General features: G+C 68.5%; 26 protein-coding genes and 2 tRNA genes. 15 read left to right on the top strand and 13 right to left on the bottom strand.

Annotation, left to right across the window (positions count from 1 at the left end):
- Positions 1 to 45 precede the first annotated feature (45 nt).
- From QM728_RS09400 to QM728_RS09375, 6 genes are read left to right on the top strand one after another with little or no spacing between them, the layout of a single operon-like run.
- Positions 46 to 555 (top strand): cold-shock protein, encoded by a 510-nt coding sequence (locus QM728_RS09400; protein ID WP_415031761.1) that lies wholly within the window; start codon positions 46 to 48, stop codon positions 553 to 555.
- Positions 548 to 1,831, top strand: coding sequence for a deoxyguanosinetriphosphate triphosphohydrolase (locus QM728_RS09395; protein WP_415031760.1), 1,284 nt, complete (start codon positions 548 to 550; stop codon positions 1,829 to 1,831). The genes QM728_RS09400 and QM728_RS09395 overlap by 8 nt, the downstream gene beginning before the upstream one ends.
- 16 nt (positions 1,832 to 1,847) lie before the next feature.
- Positions 1,848 to 3,758 (top strand): DNA primase, encoded by a 1,911-nt coding sequence (gene dnaG, locus QM728_RS09390; RefSeq protein WP_415031759.1) that lies wholly within the window; start codon positions 1,848 to 1,850, stop codon positions 3,756 to 3,758.
- Between the two features lie 40 nt (positions 3,759 to 3,798).
- Complete coding sequence (locus QM728_RS09385; protein ID WP_415031758.1) at positions 3,799 to 4,503, top strand: hypothetical protein; 705 nt, start codon at positions 3,799 to 3,801, stop codon at positions 4,501 to 4,503.
- The gene (locus tag QM728_RS09380) at positions 4,500 to 5,510 is read left to right on the top strand and encodes a bile acid:sodium symporter family protein (protein ID WP_415031757.1); all 1,011 of its coding nucleotides are present in this window, start codon (positions 4,500 to 4,502) and stop codon (positions 5,508 to 5,510) included. The genes QM728_RS09385 and QM728_RS09380 overlap by 4 nt, the downstream gene beginning before the upstream one ends.
- Before the next feature lie 9 nt (positions 5,511 to 5,519).
- Complete coding sequence (locus QM728_RS09375) at positions 5,520 to 6,281, top strand: HNH endonuclease family protein (RefSeq protein ID WP_415031756.1); 762 nt, start codon at positions 5,520 to 5,522, stop codon at positions 6,279 to 6,281.
- Position 6,282: 1 nt separating this feature from the next.
- Here the strand turns inward: QM728_RS09375 and QM728_RS09370 are convergent, their stop codons facing one another.
- Entirely contained in the window at positions 6,283 to 6,726 is a 444-nt protein-coding gene (locus tag QM728_RS09370; RefSeq protein WP_415031755.1) for a hypothetical protein, read from the bottom strand.
- A gap of 71 nt (positions 6,727 to 6,797) precedes the next feature.
- Here QM728_RS09370 and QM728_RS09365 point away from each other — a divergent pair, with 71 nt between their 5' ends.
- A complete protein-coding gene (locus QM728_RS09365; protein WP_415031754.1) occupies positions 6,798 to 7,367 on the top strand; it encodes a TetR/AcrR family transcriptional regulator in 570 nt (189 codons plus the stop codon).
- A gap of 74 nt (positions 7,368 to 7,441) precedes the next feature.
- Complete coding sequence (locus tag QM728_RS09360) at positions 7,442 to 8,143, top strand: type 1 glutamine amidotransferase domain-containing protein (protein WP_415031753.1); 702 nt, start codon at positions 7,442 to 7,444, stop codon at positions 8,141 to 8,143.
- Here QM728_RS09360 and QM728_RS09355 read toward each other — a convergent pair.
- The 3 genes from QM728_RS09355 to QM728_RS09345 form a co-directional block, all read right to left on the bottom strand.
- The gene (locus QM728_RS09355; protein ID WP_415031752.1) at positions 8,130 to 9,776 is read right to left on the bottom strand and encodes an amidohydrolase; all 1,647 of its coding nucleotides are present in this window, start codon (positions 9,774 to 9,776) and stop codon (positions 8,130 to 8,132) included. The genes QM728_RS09360 and QM728_RS09355 overlap by 14 nt on opposite strands.
- 115 nt (positions 9,777 to 9,891) lie before the next feature.
- Positions 9,892 to 10,773 carry a sulfurtransferase gene (locus tag QM728_RS09350; protein WP_415031751.1) on the bottom strand — a complete coding sequence of 294 codons (882 nt, stop codon included), beginning with the start codon at positions 10,771 to 10,773 and terminating at the stop codon, positions 9,892 to 9,894.
- Positions 10,774 to 10,895: 122 nt separating this feature from the next.
- A tRNA-Ile gene (locus QM728_RS09345) sits at positions 10,896 to 10,969 on the bottom strand.
- 127 nt (positions 10,970 to 11,096) lie between these two features.
- Here QM728_RS09345 and QM728_RS09340 point away from each other — a divergent pair.
- The gene (locus QM728_RS09340; RefSeq protein ID WP_415031750.1) at positions 11,097 to 11,765 is read left to right on the top strand and encodes a GAP family protein; all 669 of its coding nucleotides are present in this window, start codon (positions 11,097 to 11,099) and stop codon (positions 11,763 to 11,765) included.
- An 82-nt stretch (positions 11,766 to 11,847) separates the two neighbouring features.
- Here QM728_RS09340 and QM728_RS09335 read toward each other — a convergent pair whose 3' ends face one another.
- From QM728_RS09335 to QM728_RS09315, 5 genes are all read right to left on the bottom strand, one after another.
- Positions 11,848 to 12,069, bottom strand: coding sequence for an excalibur calcium-binding domain-containing protein (locus tag QM728_RS09335; protein WP_415031749.1), 222 nt, complete (start codon positions 12,067 to 12,069; stop codon positions 11,848 to 11,850).
- A gap of 97 nt (positions 12,070 to 12,166) precedes the next feature.
- The gene (locus QM728_RS09330; RefSeq protein WP_415031748.1) at positions 12,167 to 13,552 is read right to left on the bottom strand and encodes a threonine/serine ThrE exporter family protein; all 1,386 of its coding nucleotides are present in this window, start codon (positions 13,550 to 13,552) and stop codon (positions 12,167 to 12,169) included.
- Positions 13,553 to 13,627: 75 nt separating this feature from the next.
- A tRNA-Asn gene (locus QM728_RS09325) sits at positions 13,628 to 13,700 on the bottom strand.
- A 67-nt stretch (positions 13,701 to 13,767) separates the two neighbouring features.
- Entirely contained in the window at positions 13,768 to 14,457 is a 690-nt protein-coding gene (locus tag QM728_RS09320) for a GntR family transcriptional regulator (protein WP_415031747.1), read from the bottom strand.
- Between the two features lie 3 nt (positions 14,458 to 14,460).
- Positions 14,461 to 15,594: an acyl-CoA dehydrogenase family protein gene (locus QM728_RS09315; RefSeq protein ID WP_415031746.1), complete on the bottom strand. Its 1,134-nt coding sequence runs from the start codon at positions 15,592 to 15,594 to the stop codon at positions 14,461 to 14,463.
- 95 nt (positions 15,595 to 15,689) lie between these two features.
- Between QM728_RS09315 and QM728_RS09310 the strand changes: the two genes are divergently transcribed.
- From QM728_RS09310 to QM728_RS09285, 6 genes are all read left to right on the top strand, one after another.
- Entirely contained in the window at positions 15,690 to 16,388 is a 699-nt protein-coding gene (locus QM728_RS09310; RefSeq protein WP_415031745.1) for a hypothetical protein, read from the top strand.
- A gap of 49 nt (positions 16,389 to 16,437) precedes the next feature.
- Positions 16,438 to 17,241 carry an enoyl-CoA hydratase/isomerase family protein gene (locus QM728_RS09305; RefSeq protein ID WP_415031744.1) on the top strand — a complete coding sequence of 268 codons (804 nt, stop codon included), beginning with the start codon at positions 16,438 to 16,440 and terminating at the stop codon, positions 17,239 to 17,241.
- Positions 17,242 to 17,341: 100 nt separating this feature from the next.
- Positions 17,342 to 18,472 carry an NDMA-dependent alcohol dehydrogenase gene (locus QM728_RS09300; RefSeq protein WP_415031743.1) on the top strand — a complete coding sequence of 377 codons (1,131 nt, stop codon included), beginning with the start codon at positions 17,342 to 17,344 and terminating at the stop codon, positions 18,470 to 18,472.
- Between the two features lie 150 nt (positions 18,473 to 18,622).
- Positions 18,623 to 19,540 carry a hypothetical protein gene (locus tag QM728_RS09295; RefSeq protein WP_415031742.1) on the top strand — a complete coding sequence of 306 codons (918 nt, stop codon included), beginning with the start codon at positions 18,623 to 18,625 and terminating at the stop codon, positions 19,538 to 19,540.
- On the top strand, positions 19,541 to 20,335 hold the full coding sequence (locus QM728_RS09290) for a serine hydrolase domain-containing protein (RefSeq protein WP_415031741.1): 795 nt from the start codon (positions 19,541 to 19,543) through the stop codon (positions 20,333 to 20,335). It begins immediately after the preceding gene.
- Positions 20,336 to 20,498: 163 nt separating this feature from the next.
- The gene (locus QM728_RS09285; RefSeq protein ID WP_415031740.1) at positions 20,499 to 21,017 is read left to right on the top strand and encodes a DUF3145 domain-containing protein; all 519 of its coding nucleotides are present in this window, start codon (positions 20,499 to 20,501) and stop codon (positions 21,015 to 21,017) included.
- 72 nt (positions 21,018 to 21,089) lie between these two features.
- Here the strand turns inward: QM728_RS09285 and QM728_RS09280 are convergent, their stop codons facing one another.
- From QM728_RS09280 to QM728_RS09265, 4 genes are all read right to left on the bottom strand, one after another.
- Positions 21,090 to 22,361 carry a KasA/KasB family beta-ketoacyl-ACP synthase gene (locus tag QM728_RS09280; RefSeq protein ID WP_415031739.1) on the bottom strand — a complete coding sequence of 424 codons (1,272 nt, stop codon included), beginning with the start codon at positions 22,359 to 22,361 and terminating at the stop codon, positions 21,090 to 21,092.
- A complete protein-coding gene (gene acpM, locus QM728_RS09275; RefSeq protein ID WP_415031738.1) occupies positions 22,358 to 22,672 on the bottom strand; it encodes a meromycolate extension acyl carrier protein AcpM in 315 nt (104 codons plus the stop codon). Before acpM ends, QM728_RS09280 begins: the two co-directional genes overlap by 4 nt.
- Before the next feature lie 99 nt (positions 22,673 to 22,771).
- On the bottom strand, positions 22,772 to 23,680 hold the full coding sequence (locus QM728_RS09270) for an ACP S-malonyltransferase (protein WP_415031737.1): 909 nt from the start codon (positions 23,678 to 23,680) through the stop codon (positions 22,772 to 22,774).
- Between the two features lie 186 nt (positions 23,681 to 23,866).
- Positions 23,867 to 25,114 (bottom strand): PucR family transcriptional regulator, encoded by a 1,248-nt coding sequence (locus QM728_RS09265; protein WP_415032868.1) that lies wholly within the window; start codon positions 25,112 to 25,114, stop codon positions 23,867 to 23,869.
- Positions 25,115 to 25,136: the final 22 nt, after the last annotated feature.

The following is a 25,136-nucleotide window of genomic DNA, read 5'->3' as shown; positions in this document are numbered from 1 at the left end:
CCCCGACGTTCGTGTGTTTGTGAGTGTGTGGAAGTGGGTAGGGCCGTGGCTGTCAGCGGGAAGATTGTGCATTTCGATCCCAACAAGGGATTCGGGTTCGTCGCGCCGGAAGAGGGTGGCGCCGATGTGTTCATCCACATCAACGACCTCGACATCGACGAGTCGAAACTGCGGGCGGGTGCCGTCGTCGAGTTCGACGTCGAAGACACCGACCGCGGGGCGAAGGCCACCAACGTCGTGCTGACCCAGGAGGCCCCGCCGGGCGGCGACGCCGACGCCCGCGCCGAGCGCCGCTCCGACTTCCGCCGCGATGATCGCCGTGACGACCACCGCCGGGACGACCGTCGTCGCGACGACCGCCGGGATGACCGCCATGAGCGTCGTGAGCGCCGCCCGCGCAGCACCGGCCACGGTTCGATGGATGCGGCCAGCTTCAACGAGGAGATCACCGAGATCCTGCTGGACACGTCCGGCTCGCTGACCGCGGCGCAGATCGTGCTGATCCGTCAGCGCGTCACCGACTTCGCCGTCGACCGGGGCTGGGTGCTTGACTGACCCGAGTTTCGGCGCCGCCTACCGTGCGGCCGACGTGGAGCGGCGCGTCCCCGAGGGGGACAAGCAGGCCGGCCTGCCCGGCAGCAGCATCGAGCACCGCACCGACTTCTCGCGCGACCGTGCGCGGGTGCTGCACTGCGCGGCGCTGCGCCGGCTCGCCGACAAGACCCAGGTCGTCGGACCGCGCGAGGGCGACACCCCGCGCACCCGCTTGACCCACTCGTTGGAGGTCGGTCAGATCGGACGGGGCATCGCCGTCGGCGTCGGATGCGACCCCGACCTGGTCGAACTGGCGGGCCTCGCCCACGACATCGGGCACCCGCCCTACGGGCACAACGGCGAGCGCGCGCTCGACGAGGTGGCCGCCGACATCGGCGGCTTCGAGGGCAATGCACAGAATTTGCGCATCCTCACCCGTCTCGAGCCCAAGATCCTCGACGCCGACGGCAACAGCGCCGGGCTGAACCTGACGCGGGCCTCGCTGGACGCCACCCTCAAGTACCCGTGGACGCGGGGCGAGCCGGGCAGCAAATTCGGCGCGTACGACGACGACGCCGACGCGCTCGCGTGGGTCCGGGAGGGTGCGCCCGAGCGTCGGCAGTCGCTCGAGTCGCAGGTGATGGACTGGTCCGACGACATCGCCTACTCCGTGCACGACGTCGAGGACGGGGTCATCTCCGACCGCCTCGACCTACGGTCGCTGGCCGACCCGGCCGAGCGGCAGATCCTCGCGCAGCTGGCCGTCACCCACTTCAAGGGGCTCGACGAGAACGAGCTCATCGAGGCCGCCGAGCGACTCTCGGAGATGGATGTCGTGCGCGCCGTCGGCGCCTACGACGGCACCCTGACCAGTGCGGTCGCCCTCAAGCGGATGACCTCGGAGTTGATCGGCCGGTTCGCGACCGCCGCCGTCATGGCCACCCGCGAGCACCTCGGCGACCGTCCGGCCGTGCGCTACGAGACCGACCTGCAGGTCCCGCCGCTCGTCGCCGCCGAGGTCGCCGTCCTCAAGACGATGGCGCTGCAGTTCATCTTCTCCGACCAGCGCCACCTGGCCGTGCAGGACCGCCAGCGCGAGCGCATCCACCGCGTCGCCACCTGGATGAGCGAGGCCGGCGCCGGCGGCCTCGATCCGCTGTTCGTCCCGGCGTGGGAGGCGGCCGACGACGACGGTGCGCGCCTGCGCGTTGTCGTCGACCAGATCGCGTCGATGACCGAAGGGCGTCTGGAGCGGACGGACAAGAGTAATTCCGGCATCCAGGCCCACCTCGGATAAGCACTAGACTGAACCCGTGGCAGGCCGAATCCCCGATCGAGACATCACGGCGATCCGTGAGCAAGTCCGGATCGAGGACGTCATCGGCGACTATGTCGCCCTCAAGCGCGCCGGCGCGGACCGCCTCACCGGCCTGTGCCCGTTCCACGACGAGAAGACCCCGTCGTTCCACGTCCGACCCAATCATGGCCACTTCCACTGTTTCGGCTGCGGCGAGGGCGGCGACGTCTACTCCTTCCTGCAGAAGCAGGAACACATCAGCTTCGTCGAGGCCGTGGAGCAGATGGCCGACAAGGTCGGCTACCGCATCAACTACGAGGGCGGCGGCACCAGCGTCCAGCGCGACCGCGGCACCCGGGCGCGCCTCGTCGCGGCCAACGCCGCCGCGCAGAAGTTCTACGCCGAGCAGTTGCGCACCCCGGATGCGCAGACCGCCCGCGACTATCTGACCGAGCGCGACTTCGACGGCCAGGCGGCCCTGCAGTTCGGTTGCGGGTACGCGCCCGCCGGGTGGGACACCATGACGAAGGCACTGCTGTCGCAGGGCTTCGAGTTCAAGGAGCTCGAGGCGGCCGGGCTTTCCAAGATGGGGCGCCAGGGGCCGATCGACCGCTTCCACCGCCGACTGTTGTGGCCGATCAAGAACCTCGGCGGCGACATCATCGGCTTTGGCGCGCGCAAGCTCTACGACGACGACAACATGGGCAAGTACATGAACACGCCCGAGACGATGCTCTACAAGAAGTCGCAGGTGCTCTTCGGGCTCGACCACGCGAAGAAGAACATCGCGAAGGGACACCAGGTCGTCATCGTCGAGGGCTACACCGACGTCATGGCCATGCACCTGTCCGGCGTCACCACTGCCGTCGCCAGCTGTGGCACCGCCTTCGGCGACGACCACCTCGCGCTCATCCGCCGCCTGATGATGGACGACTCCTACTACCGCGGCGAGGTGATCTACACCTTCGACGGCGACGCCGCCGGCCAGGCCGCCGCGATGAAGGCCTTCGAGGGCGAGCAGGCCATCGCCGGACAGACCTTCGTCGCCATCGCCCCCGACGGCATGGACCCGTGCGAACTACGCCAGCAGCAGGGCGAGGCCGCCGTCCGCGACCTGGTCGCCCGGCGCATCCCGATGTTCGAGTTCGCGGTGAAGACCCTGCTGAAGAACCACGACCTCGACACCGCCGAGGGGCGCGTGCACGCGCTGCGCGAGACGGTGCCCGTCGTCGCGCGCATCAAGGACGTCGCCCTGCGCGACGAGTACGCCCGCCAGCTCGCCGGGTGGGTCGGCTGGGAGGACGTGTCGCAGGTGCTGCGGCGCGTGCGCGAGGAGTCCAAGAAGAACAGTCGGCGCCGCGGACCCGCGACGCGCCGGCTGGAACCGCCGCGCACCCGCCCGGAGGCCGAGTCGACGCCGCCGCCGACCGCCAAGCCGCTGCCCGGCGACCCGCGGCTGTGGCCGCAGCGCGAGGCGCTCAAGGCCGCGCTGCAGTACCCGGCGATCGCCGGCACCGTCTTCGACTCCCTGCCCCTCGAGTGCTTCACCGAACCGGCCTACACGACGATCCGCGCCGCCATGCGCTCGCTCGGCGACACCGCGTCGGGCCTGGGCGGGGCGCAATGGGTCGACGCCGTGCACAACGCCGTCGACGACCAGTCGATCGCACCGCTGGTCACCGAGCTCGCCGTCGAACCGATGCGCGTCGACGACGACGCGGTGCCGCGGTACGTCGGATCGGTGCTCGCCCGGCTTCAGGAGGTGTGGGTCGGTCAGCAGATCGCCGACATCAAGTCGCGCCTGCGCCGCATGTCGCCGACCGACGACGCGGACTACAACGGGGTGTTCGGCGACCTCGTCGCGCTCGAGGCCTACCGGCGCAGTCTGCTGGAGCAGGCCGTGGACCCGACCGGCGACCCGGTGTAGCGCGCTGCCGCAAACCTGGTCATGTGATCCAATAGTCGCCATGGAGTCCACCCCGCAGCGCAGCGCCACGGGCCGGCGCTGGCTGTTCCTCGTCATCGCGGTCCTCGTCGCCGGACTCGTCGCGGCCTTCGTGTACCACCGGGTGACCAGCCGCGCGGGCGATTCGCCGCGCTCGCAGATCGTCGTGAACTCCGGCGCGGAGAGCTATCCGAGCCTGCAGCAGTGGATCCGCGACATCAACGCCGGCGAGGTCGACGAGGTGACCCGCAAGTGCTGGACGATGCCGCCGGAGTACATCAAGGAGCGCTACTTCGACGCGAAGACGAAGATCGCGGACGCGCTCGCCGAGGAACCGGTGCAGGGGCAGGCGGGCACCACCTGGCGCAGCCCGGCGGGGGCCTCGCTGCTGTTGACCTGGGATGAGGACAAGTCGCCCTACGCGTGCCCGAAGGTGTCGCTGAAGAAGGATGACGACGCCCCTGACTACTACGTCGCCTACCGCGTGAAGCGCTTCATCCTGCGCGAGCAGGGCAAGCCCATCAACAAGGGCGACACCGAGCAGTCGTATTGGCTGCAGTGCCAGCTGCCGGTCAACGAGGGCACCGTCGAGCACGTCAAGAAGGCCGACCCGAAGGACATCCAGGTGACGTCGACGGGCCACTTCACGTGGACGGCGAGCGCGGGCTCGGTGACCTTCGACCTGGCCTACGAGCCGGCCGAGCCGTGCATCCGTAGCGCCAAGTGAGTGCGCCGGAGCCGGCCACCGAGGAGCGACTGGCCCGGACGGCGGTGACGGTCTTCCCGCTGTTGGTCCTGGCGGCCGGGATCGCCGGCTACCTCGCCCCGGGGGCATTCACCCCGCTGGGCCACCAGGTGCCGTACCTGCTCGGCGTGATCATGTTCTGCATGGGGTTGACGCTGACCCCGCCCGACTTCGCCGCCGTCGCGCGCCGCCCGTGGGCCGTGGTGCTCGGCATCGTCGCGCACTACGTGATCATGCCGGGCGCGGGCTGGCTGATCGCCCACGGACTGCACCTGGCCCCCGAGCTGGCCGTCGGCGTCATCCTCGTTGGATGCGCACCGTCGGGGACGGCGTCGAACGTCATGGCCTTCCTCGCCAAGGGCGACGTCGCGCTGTCGGTCGCCGTCGCGTCGGTTTCGACGCTGCTCGCGCCGGTGCTGACGCCGCTGCTCGTCTGGTGGTTGGCCGGCTCCTACCTGAAGATCGACGCAGGCGGGATGGTCGTCGACATTCTCAAGACGGTGCTGATTCCGGTCGTGGTGGGCCTGCTGGTCCGCCTGGTCGCTAAGCGCTGGGTGGCCAGGGTCCTGCCCGCGCTGCCCTGGGTGTCGGCTGTCGTCATCGCCCTGATCGTCGCGATCGTCGTGGCCGGCAGTGCGGCGAAGATCGCGACCGCCGGTGCGATCGTGTTCCTCGCGGTCGTGCTGCACAACGGCTTCGGCTTCGCGCTCGGCTATCTCGCCGGTCGGCTGGGCGGCTCGATGAGAAGGCGCGCCGTGCACTCGTCTTCGAGGTCGGCATGCAGAACTCGGGCCTTGCCGCGACGTTGGCGACCGCGCACTTCTCGCCGCTGGCCGCGCTCCCGTCGGCGGTGTTCTCCGTATGGCACAACATCTCCGGGGCCGTCGTCGCGGCGTGGTTTGCCCGGCGTCCCCTCCGGGGCTGACCCCGCGTCTCGCGTGGCGGCGGGGGAGTGTCGACCGGCCGCGATGTCGGTCGGGTGGGGTTGACTTGAGGCCATGACCCCGACGACCACCTGGCGCGCCGGTCTCGGTGCCGTGCTGATCTGGTCGGCGCTCACCGGGTGCTCGGTGGCGCCCGCGCCCACCGAGTCGGGTCCCGCGTACGGCGGTGAGCCGACGGTCAGCGCCCGGCCGGACGAAGCGGGTGAGGTGCTGTCGAGCCTGGTGCCGTCGCCGTCGTCGGCCGCGGCGCCATTCGCCCGAGCCCGCGCACTGCTCGACGGTTTGCCGGTCAAGGGCAAGGCCCCGCGCACGGGCTACCGCCGGTCGGTGTTCGGCCGCGCGTGGTCCGACGACGTGTCGGTGCCGTCAGGCCGCAACGGCTGCCGCACGCGCGAGGACGTGTTGCAACGCGACCTCACTGACGTCGTGCTGCAGGGCCGGTGCAAGGTGATGAGCGGCTGGCTCGACGATCCCTACACGGGCGAGCGACTGCACTTCGAGCGCGGCGTCGACGTCAAGGCCATCCAGATCGACCACGTCGTCGCGTTGGCCGACGCCTGGCGCACCGGCGCGCAGGAGTGGACGCCGCAACGGCGACTCGAATTCGCCAACGATCCGCGCAACCTGCAGACCACGGCCGGGTGGGCCAATCGGCGCAAGGGGTCGTCGAACGCGGCGTCGTGGCTACCGCCCAACAAGTCGTTTCGGTGCACCTACGTCGGCCGACAGATCGAGGTCAAGCAGCGCTACGGCCTGTGGGTCGTCGCGGCCGAGCGCGACGCCATGCGGCGCGTGCTCGCCAAGTGCGGGGCGTAGGTCAGATCGTGTAGCAGCCCGAGCCGTTCACCCAGCCGAACTTCACGGGGTAAATCAGCCGGGTGACCTTGACGACCCCGTTCTGCTTGGCCGCGAGGCGGTAGTTGCCGGGCTGCCGGGGGACCCAGTAGCCGATGACGACGCGCTTGGTGTCGTTGCGGATCTCGTTCCAGGGACGCAGACGCTGCACTACGCGGCGGCCGCTGAGGTCGCGCACGGTCAGGCTCACCGGGGCCTTCGGGTCGGTCACCAGCGCCGACACCTGGTAGCGGCAGCCGACGACCCACGTCGGGGAGCTGCCGGTCTGCATCGCCTTCGTGACGCGCGGCGAGAAGGCCGGCTCCGCGGACGCCGGCGTGGCGACTCCCGCGGCGAGGGTCGCAGAGGCGGCGACGGCGGCCGCGGCGGCAAGGATCTGGTGTCGTCGTTGACGTGAAGCACTCATGGCTATGAGGATGGCAGAGGCGGCCGATCGGCGTGCCGTTAACCCTGCAGGATTGGGAAAATCACAGCGCGATGACAGATTCTTCGACCCGCTACCACCACGGCGACCTGCCGACCGCCCTGGTGGCGTCGGCGATGGCGCTGCTGGCGGAAGACCCGACGGCAGACCTCTCGTTGCGCGCCGTCGCCCGTCAGGCGGGGGTGTCCGCGGCGGCGCCCTATCGACACTTCGAGGACCGCACCGCGCTGGCGTCGGCCGTCGCAGCGGTCGGCTATCGGCAGTTGGCGCAGCAAATGGTTGCCACGTGTCCCGAACCGGCGTCGGTCGCGGACATCGCCGAGCTGACGGTGGGCTACGTGCGGTTCGCCCTCGACCGTCCCGGACTGTTCCGCGTCATGTTCACCGAGGGCTGCGACGTGGGAAACCCCGACCGAGTGGACGCCGTCGCGGCAATCCACGAGTACCTGCGGTCGGTGGTGCAAAAGGCGCTGCCGGCCGCCGATTCCGAGGCGACGGCCCTCGCCCTCTGGTCGCTCGCGCACGGCCTGGCGTTCCTCCACCTCGACGGCAAGCTCGACGCCTCGTCGGCTGCCGTCGTGGATGCTCATGTGCGCTCGGCGGTCGGCGCGATCCTGGCCTGATCAGAACGTTGACAACGCCAACACGCACCAATACTTTGATGTAAACACCGTACACATCTGCTGAGGGGGAATCGGTGACCAAGCGCATCCTCAACGTCGTCACGAACGTCGCCCACTACGACGACGCCTCGCATCCGACGGGGCTGTGGTTGTCGGAGTTGACGCACGCGTGGCACGTCTTCGACGAGGCGGGTTTCGAGCAGGCGCTCGTCAGCCCGACCGGGGGAGCGGTGCCGCTCGAGCCGCGCTCGCTGAAATTCCCCAACTACGACAAGACGGCCAAGGCATGGCGTGCCGATCCGGTGAAGATGGCACTGCTGGAGAACACGGCGAGCCCCGACCAGATCGACGCGAGCGGCTACGACGCCATCTACTTCACCGGCGGCCACGCGGTCATGTACGACTTCACCGACAGCGACGGTCTGCAGCGCATCAGCCGTGAGATCTTCGAGGCCGGCGGCATTGTGTCGTCGGTGTGCCACGGCTACTGCGGCCTGCTCAACACCAAGCTCTCCGACGGGGCGTACCTGATCGCCGGGCGCAAGATGACCGGCTTCTCCTGGCGCGAGGAGGAGCTCGCCCGCGTCGACAAGCTCGTGCCGTACAACGCCGAGCAGGTCGCCAAGGACCGCGGCGCCCGCTACGAGAAGGCGCTGCTCCCGTTCGTCTCCAACGTCGTCGTCGACGGTCGGCTGATCACCGGGCAGAACCCGGGATCGGCCAAGGCGACGGCGAAGAAGGTCGTCGCTGCGCTGGAGCCGGCTACGTCGGCGTGACCACGCCCGCGTGGGCGGTGGCCAGCACGTTCGCGGTTGCCAGGTCTTCCGGTTTCGCCTTGCGCGGGTCGACCGAGATGACGGTCAGGTCGGCGTAGTTGCCCTCCTTGAGGATGCCGATCTCGTTCTCGCCCTTGAGCTGCCACGCCGCGTTGGCGGTGTGCCCGCGCAGCGAGACGTCGCGGGTGACGCCCTTGCCGCCGGAGAGCTTGCGTCCCTGACGGGTGGTGCGCGTCTCGGCGACGGCCATGTTGCGCAGCGGCTCGCACGGGGTGACGGTGCCGTCGTTGTGGAAGGTGACGGCGATGCCCGCGTCGGTGGCCGTGCCGGCGTCGGCCCACGCCCCGCCGCGCTCCTTGCCGAACAGGTCGTCCTCAAGCACCTCGCCCCAGTAGGTGATGTGGTCGACGAACAGCGATGTCGTGATGCCGAGCGAGTGCGCCCGCTTGAACTGCTCGGGCGTCATCAGGCCGCAGTGCTCCAGGCGGAAGCGGTGGTCCTTCAGCTTGTGCTTCTTGATGACCTGCTCGTAGGTGTCGATGGTGAGGTCGACGGCGACGTCGCCGTGCGAGTGGGTGGCCAGTTGCCAACCGTCGCCCGCGTACTGCTCGGCGAGGGCGAGCATCTGCTCCTTGGTGTAGTTCGCCTTGCCGATGTGGTGCGGCTCCAGGCCGATGGCCTTGGTCGCGGCGTTGGTCAGGTAGGGGAACGACGTGGCGATGTTGCCGACCCACGGCGAGCCGTCGGAGATGATCTTGATGCCGATCTGCTTGAACCAGTCGTCGCCGTTGGCGAGCGGCAGGCTCGGCTTGGCGCCGGGATTCGATAGTTCGTAGGCGCGCAGGCGCACGGGCAGCACGCCGCCGCCGGCCTTCTGCAGGCCCTGCGCGAGCGGGTTGAACTGGGCCGTCCAGCCCAGATCGGCGATCGTGGTGATGCCCTTCTTCTGCAGCCCCTGCAGGTGGGCCATGAAGATCTGCGGCATCTTGTCGGCCAGGCTCGACAGGAACGGCTGTGCGATCGAGAGCACGGCGCCGGCCTCGTAGCCGATGCCGTTCAGCTCGCCGTTGGCGTCGCGGCCGTACTTGGCTCCGGGCGGGTCGGGGGTGTCCTTGGTGATCTTGCAGTACTCGGCGCACGCGGTGTTGAAGTAGATCGAGTGGCCCGAGTTGTGCGCGATCAGCAGCGGGACGTCGGGGGAGATCTTGTCCAGCTCCTGGATGTTCGGCTCGGTGAGGCCCTTCTGCAGCAGCGGGTCCCAACCGTTGGCGAACACCCAGCGGTCGGTGGCCTTCGGGTCGCTCTTGGCGGCCACCTGCTTCTTGATCGCGGCCCACACGTCGTCGGCGGTGAACAGGGTGACCGGGCGGATGTCGATCACGTTGTACGACAGCTGGAACGCCGCGGCGCTCGGGTGGCTGTGCGGCTCGATGAGACCGGGCAGGACCCAGCCGTCGGGAATGTCGACGGCCTGCGCGCCCGCCGGCTTGGCGACGTCGGCCTTGCTGCCGATCGCGGTGATCTTGCCGTCCTCGACGATCATCGCCTCGGCCGCGGCGTTCGGGTCGTCGCCGTCGAGGTCGGTGCGGACGATCCGACCGGTGATGTAGGTGGGCGCGCTCTTGTCGGTCACGAGGCCTCATTCAGTCAGGGGTTGGTACCTGCCTGAAATCTATACCTCCGCGGGCATGGGAACGCGCTGAACACGGCAAGGCACAGCGCTTTCACAGACCGGTGCTGTGCCGGTCTCAGCGTGGCGAGGGACCGGTCACGAGCGGCAGGTCCGGATCGGCCGTCCATGCGGTGAGGGAGCCGTCGTACACACCGACGTCGTTGACGCCGGCCTGGGCGAGCGCCCAAGCGACTCCCGTCGCCGCGATGCCGCCACCGCAGTAGGTCACAACCTTGCGGTTCGGATCGAGCAGGCCGGCCTCCTCGAACTCCGATCGCAGCTCGGCGAGCGGGCGCAGCGTGCCGGTGTCGGGGTCAATCAGCTGGGCGACGGGGAAGTTGACGCTCCCGGGGATGTGTCCTGGGCGCGGATACGTCGTGGTTTCACCGCGGTAGTCCTCCTCGCCGAGCACGTTGACCAGCAACGTGCCCGGATCGTCGAGTGCGGCGGCCACGTCGTCCGTCGACCGGATCAACTCGGGGCGACGCACGCCGGTGAACTCGCGCGGGGTGGCGGTTGCGGGTTCCGAAGTCACCGCGCCGCCGCTCGCCTTCCACGCGGGCAGGCCGCCGTCGAGGACGGCAACGTCGTCGAAACCCTCGAAGCGGAGTTGCCACCACAGCCGCGTCGCCCAGAACGGGGCGTGCTGGCTGTACACGACCACCTTGGCGCCGTCACCGATGCCCAGCGCGCCGGCCGCCGCGGCGAAGCGGTCGTGATCGGCCGCGGTCCACGGCTCGGCGTTTTCCGGGTCGGCGAACTCGGCCAGCAAGTCGGCGAACAGGGCGCCCGGGATGTGCTCGTCGAGATAGGTCTGCGCGCCGGACTCGATCGTGTAGGGCCCGTCCTCGGGCACCTCCAGGTGCGAGGTCGAGTCGATCAGGACGAGATCGGTGTCTTGGAGGTGGTCGGCGAGCCAGGCGACATCGACGACCTCGGGCAGCGACTGAACGGTCACGGGGTTCCTTCCATCGGGGTTGCTGCCGAACCTACGGAAGGACGGGACGCGCGTCATGCCGTCGCGCAGCGTGAACCGAATCGTTGACAGCGGCGTCACCAACGTCTCTGCGCCCGACGCAGTGGGGCGACCGGGGCTCGAACCCGGGACCTACGGATTATGAGTCCGCGGCTCTAACCAACTGAGCTATCGCCCCTTCCGGGCGTCTCCGCCCGGGGTCAGCGTACCGGCCGGCCGCGGCGATCCCGCGCCGCCGTTTGGTACTTTGAGTGCCCCTGCGGCCGACCGGCCGTCGAATGTGCCGCCTGATGGGAGATCGACCGATGACCGGCGCCGTTGCCGAGCTCTTGCCCTTCGCGCTGGGCGTCGCGATCTCGCCCGAGGTCATCTTCGCCGCGCTGCTGTTCCTGATGACGACGCGGGCGAAGCAGAACGGCGTCGCCTTCTTCCTCGGCTGGACCACCGCGATCGCGCTCACCATCACCATCGTGGCCGCGCTCGGCCGACGCCTGCCCGAGCAGCACCAGTCCGGCGGGAGCGGCTGGGGCGCGATCGTCGTCCCGCTAATCATCGGCACGGTCTTCGGCGCGCTCGCCATCATCCTGTGGCGCACCCACCGCCGCGGCGGCGAGATGAAGCACCCCGCGTGGATGCAGAAGATCGAGTCGGTCGGACCGGGCAAGACCGCGGCGATCGCGTTCCTGCTCGGCGTCATCAACCTCAAGACGGTGATGTTGGGCGTCCACGCCGGCTATACCCTCGCGGGCGCCGCCGTGGCCACGAAGATCGTCGGCATCGCCGTCTACACCCTGGTCGGCGTTTCGACCGTCGCCCTACCGGTGCTCGCGGTCCTGTTCGGCGGCGAGCGCTTCACCGGGATGCTGCACCGGGTCCGCGGATTCCTGGAGAAGAACTGGGCGCTGATCGTGGCGATCGTGAGCGCGATCCTCGCGCTGCACTCTTTCATCCACCTCGCGACGACGGCCTTCTAGCAAAGCTCCAACACCGCGGCACACCCTCCAACACCCGGCGGTGCGGGAAAGTGCTGTGCGGTGTCGGAGCTACGCGCGAGCCCTACTCGCAGGCGATGCCGTCACCATCGCGGTCGAGGTGGTCGCCGTAGCCGTCCTGGCCCTTCTGGATCGGGGCGGCGCCATCCTCGCGCGCGGCCGTGCAGTTCTCGTAGTACTTCACCGACGTCGGTGCGGCGTGTGCGCTCGCGGCGACCGCGACCGGTGCGGCCGCGGCGGCGACGATGAAGGCGGCAGCGGCGGCCTTGCTGATGGCGATGTACATGGGGACTCCGTTTCGATTCACCGACCCCGAACCCGTCGAACGCTAGTCACATCCGTGCCGGTGCAGACCCCGGACCGCGGAATTGGATCCAAACCAATCAACGGCGCACGGGGAACACCCGGGGGAAGCGCGGCCGGCGCAGAGAGCGCGCGATGAACTCGCCCAGCGTGACGCCGGTGGCCAGACCGACGCCGATCCCCAGGGCGGTGACGATGGCCCACGAGCCGCCGGTGCCGGTCATCACGCCGTACATGCCGCGGTAGATTGCCTGCCCGGGCTGCAGCGGAGTGATGCCCGCGATCGCGACGACCAGGGGCGGGGTCAGCGACCGGCGTGCGGCGATGCCGCCGACCAGGCCGATGATGATCGCCGCGGCGGCGTAGCTGAAGATCGGGCCGAGATCGGTCAGGAACAGTGCGGCGGTGACGCCCGAGCCGATCGCCCCGGCGACGAAGGCGGCCGGGAGCGCGCGGCGCTCGGCGTAGCTGGCGAGGGCGAACGCGAAGGCGGCGATCGAACCGCCGATCACGCGCGCCGGAACGTCGGCGGCGCCGAAGGGCGGAGCGGTGGTCAACGCGGGCAGATGCACGTCGAACAGCCCGACGAAACGGATCGACAGCGCCACGCCGATCATGATTCCGCCGGTCATCACCAACACCTCCGTGAAGCGCGCGACGGCGGTGATCGGCGCCCCGGTGATCGCGTCCTGCACCGAGCCGACGAGGGTCAGTCCGGACAGGAGCACGATGATCCCGGTGGCGATGATCTGTGCGGGGCTGAACCCCAGTCCGCTGTGCTGCAGCAGGGGATAGAGGAGGGCGGCCGGTAGGACGGCGAGGAAGCCGCCGGCCATCTGCTGGAAGAACGGCGGGGTGCCGATGTGGTGCAGCCGCCGGTTGAACTCGATGATCACGACCGTCGTGACGAAGGCGGTGAGCCAGACGATCCACGTGCCGCCGAGGAAGACGCCGATGCCCAGCGCCATCAGGCCCCACGCCGCCGTCGCCACCCAGCGCGGGTAGGGGTGGGGCGCCTCGACGATCTCGTCGACGACGCGGTGGGCGGTTTCCGGCGTGATCGACAACCGCTGGATCTTGCGGACCAGGCGGTCGATCTGCGCGAGCCGGGTGAAGTCGAGGGAGCGGTAGTAGACCGTGCGCGACGCGGTGATCGGCGGCAGGGTGCTGCCGCGCCGCGCGCAGATGAGGATCGTGTTGTAGGTGACGTCGACGTCGACGTTGTCGAGGCCGTAGATGCCGGCGACGAACTCGACCTGGTGACGGGTGTCGATCGCGCCCGTGCCGGCGTCGAGGAGGGCGGCACCGATCCGCAGCGCGAGGTCGAGGACCTCGGTGATCGACGCCTCGTCGTGCAGGTCGATGGGCTGGCGCGGGGCGACGACGATGCTGCCCGGCTCGATCGTGTCGATGGTGGCCTGCCGCGGGACGAGGCGGTCCAGGGCGCGGGTCACGATGTTGTCCACGGGGCACACCTCCTCGCGCTGGCGACTTGCGCTGCAAATACAAAGACCGCCTGTCGCACAGGCGGTCTTCGCTTGCTCCCCCAACTGGACTCGAACCAGTAACCGTCCGATTAACAGTCGAATGCTCTGCCAATTGAGCTATGGGGGAATGGCGTCGGCTCGGTGAGCCGGATTCCGACTTTAGCGCATGCTTTTGGCCAGGGCAAAACACCTTTTCAGCGAGGTGCGTCACCCTCCCAGATGCCCGCGTCGGCCAGGCGTTTGGTCAGTCGCTGGGCGCCGTCGTCGAACTGTCGCTGCACCTGTTCCGCGATGGCCGGACGGTCGCCGGTGCGGTAAGCCTCGACGAGCCTGGTGTGGCTGTCGACGGCGACCGCGCCCCACTCGGGGTCGGCCGCGTACAGCCGGTGCGGCGTGTAGTGAGTGGCGTTGAGCAGGAACCACGCGAGCTTGCCGCTACTGGAGATCCGGTTGTGGGTGCGGTGGAAGTCGAACTCCGCGTCGACGATCTCGTCGACATCACCGGCGTCGACGGCCCGGCGCAGCCGATCGGTGCACGCGGTCAGCGCGTCGAGGTCGGCGGGGGTGATCGCGTCCGCGGTGCGCAATGCGATCTTCACCGCGATCTGGCTCTGCAACCAGAAGATGTCCTCGACGTCGGTGGGGGACAGGTCCGCGACGACGTACCCCCGGTGCGGGGCGAGGTTCACCATCCCCTCGCCCCGCAGCGTGAGCAATGCTTCGCGCACGGGCGTGACGCTGACGCCGAGTTCGGCGGCCGTCTCGTCCATCCGGATGAAGTCGCCCGGCCGGAAGTCGCCGGTCATGATCCGGTGCCGGATCGCGGCGGCGACCTCCTCGGACAGCTGCGGTCGGCGCCGCAGCGCACCGCGCGCTGCACTCATCGACTAGAGCCCGTAGGTCTTGCCGATGATGTCGCGCTGGATCTCGTTGGTGCCGCCGTAGACGGTCGAGATGATCGCGCTGCGCATGAGCGCCTCGGCATCGAACTCCTTGGTGTAGCCGTAGCCGCCCATCATCTGCATGCCGTCGATGGTCATCGCCTTGGAGACCTCGGTGGCCTTCAGCTTCACCATCGACGCCTCGCGCGGGAACATCTGCTTCGGGTTGGCGTCGGCCTTCTCGGCCAAGTCGTAGACGAGCAGCTTGGTGCACGCGATCTCGGTGGCGTGGTCGGCCATGCGGTGGCGCAGCGCCTGGAAGGTGCCGACCGGCTTGCCGAACTGCTTGCGCTCGGTGATGAACTTCAGCGTGTCGTCGAAAGAACGCTCGGCCAGGCCCAGCTGCATGGCGCCCAGGATCAGGCGCTCGGTGTTCAGGCCCGCCATCAACTGCCACCAGCCCTGGTTCACCTGGCCGACGACGTACTCGTCGGGGATGAAGCAGTCGGTGAAGTAGAGGTCGTTCTGCTCGCGGCCGCCGAGGGTCTCGATCGGCACGATCTCCAGGCCCTTGGTGCCGGCCGGGATGTGGAACTGGGTGATGCCCTCGTGCTTCTTGTCGGTGCGCTCGGTGCGGGCGATCAGCAGGATCGACGACGCGATCGCGGCGTTGGAGATCCAGGTCTTCTGCCCGTTGATCTTCCAGCCGCCGTCGACCTTCTCGGCCTTGCAGGAAAGGTTGGCGACGTCCGAGCCGGCCTCGGGCTCGCTCATCGCGATCGACAGCGAATCGCCCTTCACGACGTTGGCGAGGACTTCCTTCTTCAACTCCTCGCTGGCGAACTTCTCGTAGGCCGCCGCGGTGATGAAGGTCGGGCCGATGCCGCCGACGGGGGCCATGCCACGGAGGGCCTCCTCGAGGAAGATGCACAGCTCGACGTTGCCGGCCCCGGCGCCGCCGTACTCCTCGCCGACGATGATGCCGGCCCAGCCGAGGTCGGCCATCTTGCGGTACAGCTCCTCGCTGTGCGGACCGTCCTGGGTGTACTTGGCACGCTGCTCGCGGGTACCGACCTCGCGGGCGCAGAAGTCGCGCACGGCTTGCGCGAAGGACTCCTGCTCGGGGGTGAACTCAACCATGGGGTGGTGGCCTCTCATCTCGGAATGTCCCACTATTCCTATCACATATATTTGATAGTTAGGACACTTGCGGTCGTCGCCTACCCTGTTGAGCCATGGGATCCAAGAAGTCCGACGACCAGCACGTGTCCCCGCTGGAGGGTGAGGCGTTCCTCAAGGCCAACCGGCGCAAGCGCGACGAGGCCAAGGCCGAAGCCGCCAAGGAGGCCGCCAAGGCGGCCGACCGCAAGCCCGGCAAGATCGAGAACCCGTCCGACGGCTTCGTCGCCGCGCTGCTGGCCCGCCCCGACGCCGAGAAACTGGTCGCCGGCCTGCTCGCCGCCTGTGCGGTGCTGGCGGTCTTGGTCCTCGGCCTGGGCATTTGGGGCTTCCGCGCCTCGCACCTCGCCGCGCAGACCGACCCGCAGTCGTCGCACGGGCAGAGCGCGATGGCGGCGGCCCGCAACGCCGCCGCCACGCTGACCACCTATGAGTCCAAGGACTACGGCGACCTGGACCGTCGGATCCGCGAACTCGCGACCAGCGACTTCGCCGACAAGTACATCAAGTCGTTGCCCGACGCGCGCAAGGCGACCGAGGCCGTCGGCGCATCGTCGAAGGGCGAGGCGAAGACCTCGGGCGTCTCGAAGCTGTCCAAGGACAAGGCCGAGGTCCTGGTGGCGCTCGACCAGACGCTCAAGTCGCCCGACATCCTGACCGTGGAGCCGAACGGCCACCTGTACCAATCGCGGGTGAAGGTTTCCCTCGTCCGCGACGGCAACCGCTGGCTGGTCAACGACTTCGCCGTTCTCTGACCGCGGGCAAACACATCCCGCGCCCGGCGCACCGTGTTAGAACGAGAGCGTGACGGAATCGGATGAACTGCTCGCGACGATCGACGACGCCGGGGTCGGGCGGCTGACCATCAACCGGCCGGATCGGATGAACGCCCTGAGCGGCCCGGTGTCGCTGCGCATCCGCGCCGCCCTCGACGACTGGGCCCGGCGCGACGATCTGCGCGTCGTCGTGCTCGCCGGCTCGGGCGGCAGCTTCTCGGCCGGCGCCGACATCACCGACATGGCCGCTGCGAACGCCGGCGAGGGCGCCGCCGCCATCGATGAGGAGAGTGCCCGAGCGATCATCGCCAACGGCTCGGAACTGGCGCGCTCGGTACGACGGATCCCGGTGCCGGTCATCGCGGCGGTCGACGGCCCCGCGGTCGGCATCGGCGCGTCCTTCGCGCTCGGCGCGGACCTGGTCTACGCCACCGCGCGCTCCTACTTCCTGTTCCCCTTCGTCAGCATCGGCCTGATGCCCGACGGCGGGGCCAGCATGCTGGTCGCCGCCTCCATCGGGCGGGCCCGCGCCAACGCGCTGCTCATGCTGGGGGAGAAGTTCCGCGCCGCGGCCGCGTTCGACGCCGGCCTGGTCACCGAGGTCGTCGACGACGAGCCGGCGCTGCGGGCCCGCGTCGACGAGGTGGTCGGCAAGCTGGCGGTGAAGTCGTCGGCCGCGCTGCGGACCACCAAGGCCGCGTCCGACGCCATCACCATGGCTCCCTTCGAGACGGCGATCGGCGAGGAGATGGCGGGCCAGGTGCGGCTGCTGCAGTCGGCCGAATTCCAGCAGACGCTGGCCGCGTTCACCCGCCACGACGGCGGAAGTTAGAAACACAGAACTGGAACGTGTTCCAATTTTGCGTTTCGGTGACTACGCTCACAATCAACGCGGGTGAAACCCGCAACAATGTCGCAAGTGAGGATGGATCGTGAAGACTAAAGGCGCACTGCTCCGGGAACTGAATTCGCCGTGGAAGATCGAGGAGATCGACATCGGCGACCCGAAGCCCCATGAGGTCAAGATCAAGATGCAGGCCGCGGGCATGTGCCACTCCGACCACCACCTGATGACCGGCGGCATCCCGATGGGCGGCTTCCCGATTCTGGGCGGCCACGAGGGCGCGGGCATCGTCGAGTCGGTCGGGGAGGGCGTCACCGACGTCGAGCCGGGCGACCACGTCGTGCTGTCGTTCATCCCGTCGTGTGGCAAGTGTCCGTCGTGCCAGGCCGGCCAGGCGAACCTGTGCGACTTCGGCATGTACCTGCTGCAGGGCGAGGCCGTCTCCGACCACACCTTCCGCATCCACACCGCCGACGGCGAGAACGTCTACCCGATGACCCTGCTGGGCACCTTCAGCCCCTACATGGTCGTGCACGAGGCGTCGGTGGTGAAGATTGACAAGGACATCCCGTTCGAGGTCGCCGCCCTCTGCGGCTGCGGCATCCCCACCGGCTTCGGCTCCTCGACCCGCAGCGGCGACGTCCGACCCGGTGAAGACGTCGCCATCGTCGGCGTCGGCGGCGTCGGCACCGCGGCCCTGCAGGGCGCCGTGCTGGCCGGTGCGCGCAACATCTTCGCCATCGACCCGGTCGAGTGGAAGCGCGAGCAGGCGCTCAAGTTCGGCGCCACCAAGGCCTATGCGACCGTCGACGAGGCGATGGGCGACATCGCCGGCATCACCGCCGGCGGCATGTGCAAGAAGGTCATCGTCACCGTCGGCGAGGTCTTCGGCAAGGACATCGACAGCTGGATGAACCTGACCTCCAAGGGCGGCACCTGCGTGCTGACCGGCATGGGCAGCATGCTCGACACCGAGGTCACGCTCAACTTCTCGATGCTGACGCTGATGCAGAAGAACCTGCAGGGCTCGATCTTCGGCGGCGCCAACCCGAAGCTCGACATCCCGAACCTGCTGTCGCTGTTCAAGGCCGGCAAGCTCAACATCACCGACATGATCACCCGCGAGTACCGCCTCGACCAGATCAACGAGGGGTACGCGGACATGCTCGAGGGCCGCAACATCCGCGGCGTCATCCGCTACACCGAGGAAGACTGGTGAGCGCCTGACCTGCGCACCCAACACCGGCGCCGGCGGCCGGGTCCACGACACGTGGACCCGGCCGCTGCGCTTTCACGGGCGGATTTGCACTAAAGTCTGTGGTAATCGCGATCACCGTCGCGAGACACCACTTTTGAAGGGCAGTTAGTAATGGCAACCGACAAGCAGAAGGCTGCACGCGCGGCTGAGCGCGAGCGCGCCGCGTCCATCGCCGAGGGCAACTGGGTTCCCTCGCCGGAGAACAAGTCGAAGGCGACCTGGTTCCGCGTGGCCGCGATCCTCCTGTGGATCGCCGCGATCGCGGTGGAGATCTACTTGATCTTCAAGATCATCGTTCCGGGCGAGCTCGGCAACAAGTTCACCCTCGCCATCATCCTCCTGGTGGTCATGGCGGCCGGCGCCCTCGTCGGCAACCTTCTCTGGAAGAAGGCCAACCACCTCGACCCGGCGTCGGAGAAGAACAAGTTCCGCTTCTTCGTGCAGAACCAGCTCGGCGCGATCATCACGATCCTCGCCTTCCTGCCGCTGATCGTCCTGATCTTCATGGACAAGAACATCGACGGCAAGCAGAAGGGCATCCTGGGCGGCCTGGCCGTCATCCTGGGTGCGGCCGTCGCCGTTTCCGGCATGGACTTCAACGCCATCTCGTCCGAGCAGATCGCGCGTGAGCGCAACGTCGTGCAGGCGCTGACCGGCCAGGACAACGTCTGGTACTCGAAGAAGGGCAGCAAGTTCCACGTCTGTGAGAAGGCCGCCCTGATCACCGGTCGGGTTCAGCAGGCCAACCTCACCCACGGCACGGTCGAGCAGGCGCACGCCGACGGCGTGTCCGAGCTGACCAAGCTCTGGGTGTCCGAAGCCCGCAACCACTGCAACGTCCCCGAGGACCGCATCCAGTACGTCCTCAGCGGCGCCGGTGGCACGCTGACCTCCGATGATCTCGACAAGACCGTCGACGACAAGGACAAGGGTCAGATCAAGGCTCCGGCGAGCCTGCCGAAGAAGGCCCCGGTTCAGGTGCCGAGCATCCCGGTGCCCGCACCGAACACTCAGCGCCCCGCTGCCTGAGTGCTGCAAGATCTGGCGCAGTGGCCGGTCGACAATGTCGCCGGCGCGCTAATCGGCCCGGGTGGTGTCACCGAGACCTACGGTGACACCACCCGGGCTTTTGCGTTGGCGTCGGTGACCAAACCGCTGGTCGCCTCCGCCGTCCTCGTCGCCGTCGAGGAGGGGGCCGTCGAACTCGACACCCCGGCCGGTCCGCCCGGTGCGACGGTGGCCCACCTCCTCGCCCACGCCTCTGGGCTCGCCTTCGACAGCCGCGAGCAGATCGCCGCCGTCGGGACCCAGCGGATCTACTCGTCGGCCGGATTCGAAGTCCTCGCCGAGACGGTCGAACAGGCGACGGGCATCGGTTTCCCCGAATACCTGGCCGAAGCCGTGACCGAGCCGCTCGGCATGGCCACCACGACCCTCGACGGTCCGGCCGGCCACGGCGCCACCTCCTGCGTCGACGACCTCGCCCGCTACGGCGCCGACCTGCTCGCACCGCGCACGGTGGCGCCGGAGACGGCCCGCAGCGCCCGCTCGGTCTGGTTTCCCGGCCTCGACGGCTTCGTGCCCGGCTACGGGCGCCACCGGCCCTGCGATTGGGGCCTGGGATTCGAGATCCGCGGCCACAAGTCGCCGCACTGGACCGCGCCGTCGGCGTCGCCGGAGACCTTCGGCCACTTCGGGCAGTCGGGGACCTTCCTGTGGGTCGATCCGGTGCGCGAGCTGGCCTGCGTCGTGCTGACCGACCGCGCCTTCGGTCCGTGGGCCAAGCCGCTGTGGAGCGATTTCAACGAGGGCTTCTACGCCTAATCTGTCACTCAAACTGCACTGCGTATCAGCAGTATCAAACTAGAACTAGCGCAACACACGCCTCATAAGGCACACTAGATACCAGCGATGTGATAGATGGTCGCCGCCCGTCGACGAGGTGTGCTTGGGGAAGACGTTCCTCGTCGAACCGGAGGTGATCACAGTGCGCAATCTGCCTCAGACTGCGGACTTCGCAACGGGCGTGGTGTACATCCACGCCGCTCCCGTCGCGCTCTGCCCACATGTCGAGTGGGCGCTGTCGTCGACCCTGAATGTGCGCGCACAGCTCAAGTGGTCGCCGCAGGACGCCGAACCCGGCATGCAGCGGGCCACCGCCGACTGGGTCGGCCCGGTGGGCACCGGTGCGCGCCTGGTGACGGCGCTGCGCGAGTGGTCGTCGCTGCGCTTCGAAGTCACCGAGGACCCCAGCGACGGGATCGACGGCACCCGCTTCAGCTACGTCCCGGGCCTCGGCCTGTGGCACGGCTCGACCGCGGCCAACGGCGACGTGATCGTCGGGGAGATGCAGCTGCGGGCCCTGATGGACGCGCAGCCCGACGGTCGCGGCCTGTCCGGCGAGATCCATGCGGCGCTGGGCACCGCGTGGGACAACGAGCTGGAGAACTACCGGCTCGGGTCGGTGGGCGCCGAGGCGACCTGGCTTGCCCAGCGGGTGGGGTAGTACACGCAGCCGCTGGATGACAAAAACGAACCCCGCACCAATCGGCGCGGGGTTCGTTTTGTTCTAGGACTTCTAGTACTTGCCGATCGCGATGGCCACGTTGTGACCGCCGAAACCGAACGAGTTGTTGAGCGCGTACTCGAAGTTGCCCTTGCGCGGCTTGCCGTGCACGACGTCGATGTCGCCGCACTCGGGATCCAGGTTCTCCAGGTTGAGGGTCGGCGGGATGACGCCTTCCTCAACAGCCTTCATGGTCAGCACCGACTCGAGGGCGCCGACGGCGCCGATCGAGTGACCCAGCGCCGACTTGGGCGCGTAGATCGCGGCGTGGTTGCCCACGGCCGCCTGGATGCCGATCGCCTCCGCAGTGTCGCCGACCGGGGTCGACGTCGCGTGGGCGTTCACGTGGCTGATGTCCTTCGGAGTCAGCCCGGCGGTCTGGATCGCGCGCGCCATGGCACGCGAGTTGCCCTGACCGCTGGGGTCCGGGGCGACCAGGTGGAACCCGTCGGAGGTGATACCCGCACCCAGGACGCGGGCGTGGATGTGCGCACCGCGGGCCTTGGCGTGGTCCTCGCGCTCGAGGATCAGCATCGCGGCGGCCTCACCGAAGACGAAGCCGTCACGATCCTTGTCGAACGGGCGCGAAGCGGCCGCGGGGTCGTCGTTGCGGGTGCTCATCGCGCGCATCATGGTGAATGCGGCGATCGGAATCGCATCGATGTAGCCTTCGACGCCACCACAGACGACCATGTCGGCGTCGCCCAGGACGATGTGCCGCCACGCGTGGGCGATGGCCTCGGCGCCCGACGAACACGCCGAGACCGGGGTGATCACACCGGCGCGCGCACCGACGTTGAGGCCGGCGACGCCGGCCGGGCCGTTGGGCATCGCCATCTGGACGGCGAGGGGCGACACCTTGCGGTAGTTGCCCGACTCCTCCATGGCCTGCCAGTTGTGGATCATGGCGTCGCCGCCACCCTGACCGGTGCCCAGCACGACGGCCAGACGGTCCGGATCCACCTCGGGCTCACCGGCGTGCGCCCAGAGGCGCTTGCTCATGACGTGGGCGACACGCTCGACGTACGCCATGCGGCGCGCCTCGACGCGGGTCACCTCGTCGGCCGGATCCTCGAGCAACTTGCCACCGATTCGGCAGGGGAGCTCGCCGTACTTGGTGACGAAGTCACCGGTCAACTCCTTGATGCCGGACTCGCCCTTGAGCAGCCGGTCCCAAGTGGAATCAAGATCGACGCCCAGCGAGGTGGTGGCGACCATAGACGTCACCACCACGCTGGGAAAGTTACCTCCCAGCGTGGAGTACTCGCGAAGCGACGTCGTCACGCGTTCTTTTCCTTCTTCTCCTCGGCGATCTGCGCGGCGATGGCGGCAGCGGCCTCGGGGTTTTCCTTCTCGAGCTTCTGGATGTAGGAGACGGCGTCACCGACGGTCTTCAGGCCGGCGAGGTCCTCGTCCGGCACCTTCAGGCCGTACTTGTCCTCGATCTGGACGGCGATCTCGACCATCGACAGCGAGTCGATGTCCAGGTCGTCGACGAAGGACTTGTCCATGGTCACCTCGGACGGCTCGATGCCGGTGACTTCCTCGATGATCTCGGCAATACCGGCGATCAGGTCTTCCTGACTAACAGCCACGGTGTGGCTCCCTTCTATCTTCTTTCACCAGTCGGTGATCGGTTCGTGTGCCGGGCAACCCGGGTGGGCTGCTTGGACGCTCGCGGTGAGCTCCGGCCCTTATCCAAGTTCCTTGACGTCGGCGATGCTCTCCGGCGTCTTCAACGCCAGGGTGGGGGTGCCCTTGAGCTCGCGCTTCGCGATGCCGACGAGGGTGCCGGCCGGGGGGAGTTCGACGATGGCGGTGGTGCCCGAGTCGCGCATGGTGACCGAGCACAGGTCCCAGCGGACCGGTCGGGTCACCTGGGCGACCAGCTTCTCGAGCGCCTCGGCGCCGGTGGTGACCGCCTTGCCGTCCGAGTTCGACAGCAGCGTGAACTTCGGGTCGGCGGGGGTGATCTTCGCGGCGGCCGCGGCGACGGCCTCCTGGGCGGGGGCCATGAAGGCCGTGTGGAAGGCACCGGCGACCGCGAGCTTGCGGGTGCGCGCCTTCTCCGGCGGGTTCGCGACGAGCTCGTCGATCGCGTCGACCTTGCCCGCGGCCACGATCTGGCCGACGGCGTTGCGGTTCGCGGGGATGAGCTCGAGTTCGTCGAGGCGGGCGAGGACCTCGTCCTCGTCGCCGCCGAGCACGGCGGCCATGGTCGTCGGCTCCAGCGCGCAGGCGCGGGCCATCTCGGCGCCGCGCACGGCGGCGAGGGTCACGGCCTCGTCGGGGGTGATGACACCGGCGATGGCGGCGGCGGCCAGTTCGCCGACCGAGTGGCCGGCCACGATGGTGTCAGCGGCCAGCGGCGACTGCTTGGCGAGCTCGTCGTAGGCGAGCAGCGCCGACGCGACGACCAGCGGCTGGGTGACGGCGGTGTCGGTGATCTCCTCGGCGGTCGCGGTCGTTCCGAGCCGCTCGAGGTCCAGGCCGGCGAGCTTGGACCACGTCGCGAGTTGATCGCGGGCACCGGGCAGCTCGAGCCAATCGGCGAGCATGCCGGGCGTCTGTGAGCCCTGTCCGGGCGCAAGCAACGTAAGCACGATGTAACTGAACACCTTGCAGCTAGGGAATGACGGTGTGGAGGAGCATGAACCTTTCTACCCGCTTTTGTGGGAATCCTACAAAAGCCACCGACACGCCTTAGGGACCGAAGTCCCGCCGTTTACCGTTACCAAAATGAGTCCAAACCGGCTCAACCTGGGACAACGATAAGAAGGCCGTGTTACTTATGTGACGGAAGTTACTGAAGTAGACGGTTTGTTTTGTGTTTGAGTCAAACGACCAACGGTGGTCGCCACCCGCAGAACATAGGCATCGCGGGGGTTAGTTGCGTCACGTCCGGTGATCTCGGCGATCCGTTTTAGTCGATATCGGACAGTATTCGGGTGCACGAACAGCGTCCGTGCACAGGATTCCACCGAGCCGCCGGCGTCCAAGTACGCCTCCAGCGTGTCGGTCAGGTTGGCGCCGGCGGCGCTCAGCGGCTTGGTCAACGTGCGCGTCAGGGTGTCGGCGGCGGTGGGATCACCGGCCAGGGCCCGCTCGGGCAGCAGTTCGAGGCTGTGGACCGGCCGCGGCGCGCTCGGCCAGCCGACGACGGCCTCCATCCCCGCCATCGCCTCGACCGCGCTGGCGTGGGCGCCGACCAGGTCGGGCATCGTGGGTCCGATGACCACCGGGCCGTCGGCGAACTGGGCGAGCAGCTCGGCGACGAAGGGCTCGCTGGGGGTGATCGGCCCGCTGACGATCGTGACCAGGGAGCTGCCCTGGACGACCGACAGCGCGGCGCGGTCATAGGCGACGGCGGTGTTGTGGATGGTCAGCGGGACCGACACGTTCTGTTCCGGCGGGGGATTGCCGACGATGACCGTCGCCGGAGCGTCGGAGGCCCAGTTGAGGGCCGCCGCGCGCGACATCAACTCGGGCCCGGTGTCGCCGCGGACGACGGCGTCGACGACGAGTGCCTCCAGGCGCGAGTCCCACGCACCGCGCGACTCGGCGGCCGAGGCGTAGATCGACGCGGCCGCGAAACCGATCTCCCGGCCGTAGCGGAGCACGGACTCGGTCAGCGCCCGCAATTGGTCCTCGTTGCGGGCCAGCAGGGGCAACCGCTTCTCGAAGAACTCCATTGCCACCCGGACCATCTCGACGGTCTGCAGCAGCGAGATGCGGCGGGCCAGGTCGGTGGGCACGCCCTGGAAGGCCGCCGCCGTGAACTTCACGTTGCCCTCGGGGTCTTCGATCCAATCGACGAAGTTGACGACCGCGGTCTGGACGAGCAGCTGCACCGACGCGCGCTGGGCGGCGTCGAGCTCGGTGAAGTACGGCAGGTGCTCGGACATCGAGTGCACCGCCTCGGTCGCCAAGCGCCCGCTGTACTGCTTCACCCGGCGCAGCAGGGTGTCCGGCAAGGCCGCCCGGACGCCGTCCGACGTCGGGACGTGCGCACCATGTTCCCCGAAGACATCGTCCATCGGGGGGCGTTGCTGCGCGGTC

This window comes from Gordonia sp. (in: high G+C Gram-positive bacteria) (assembly GCF_047602025.1).
Lineage (GTDB): Bacteria > Actinomycetota > Actinomycetes > Mycobacteriales > Mycobacteriaceae > Gordonia.
Note: the sequence above shows the minus strand (reverse complement) of the source record. Positions and strands in the feature narration are given on the sequence as shown.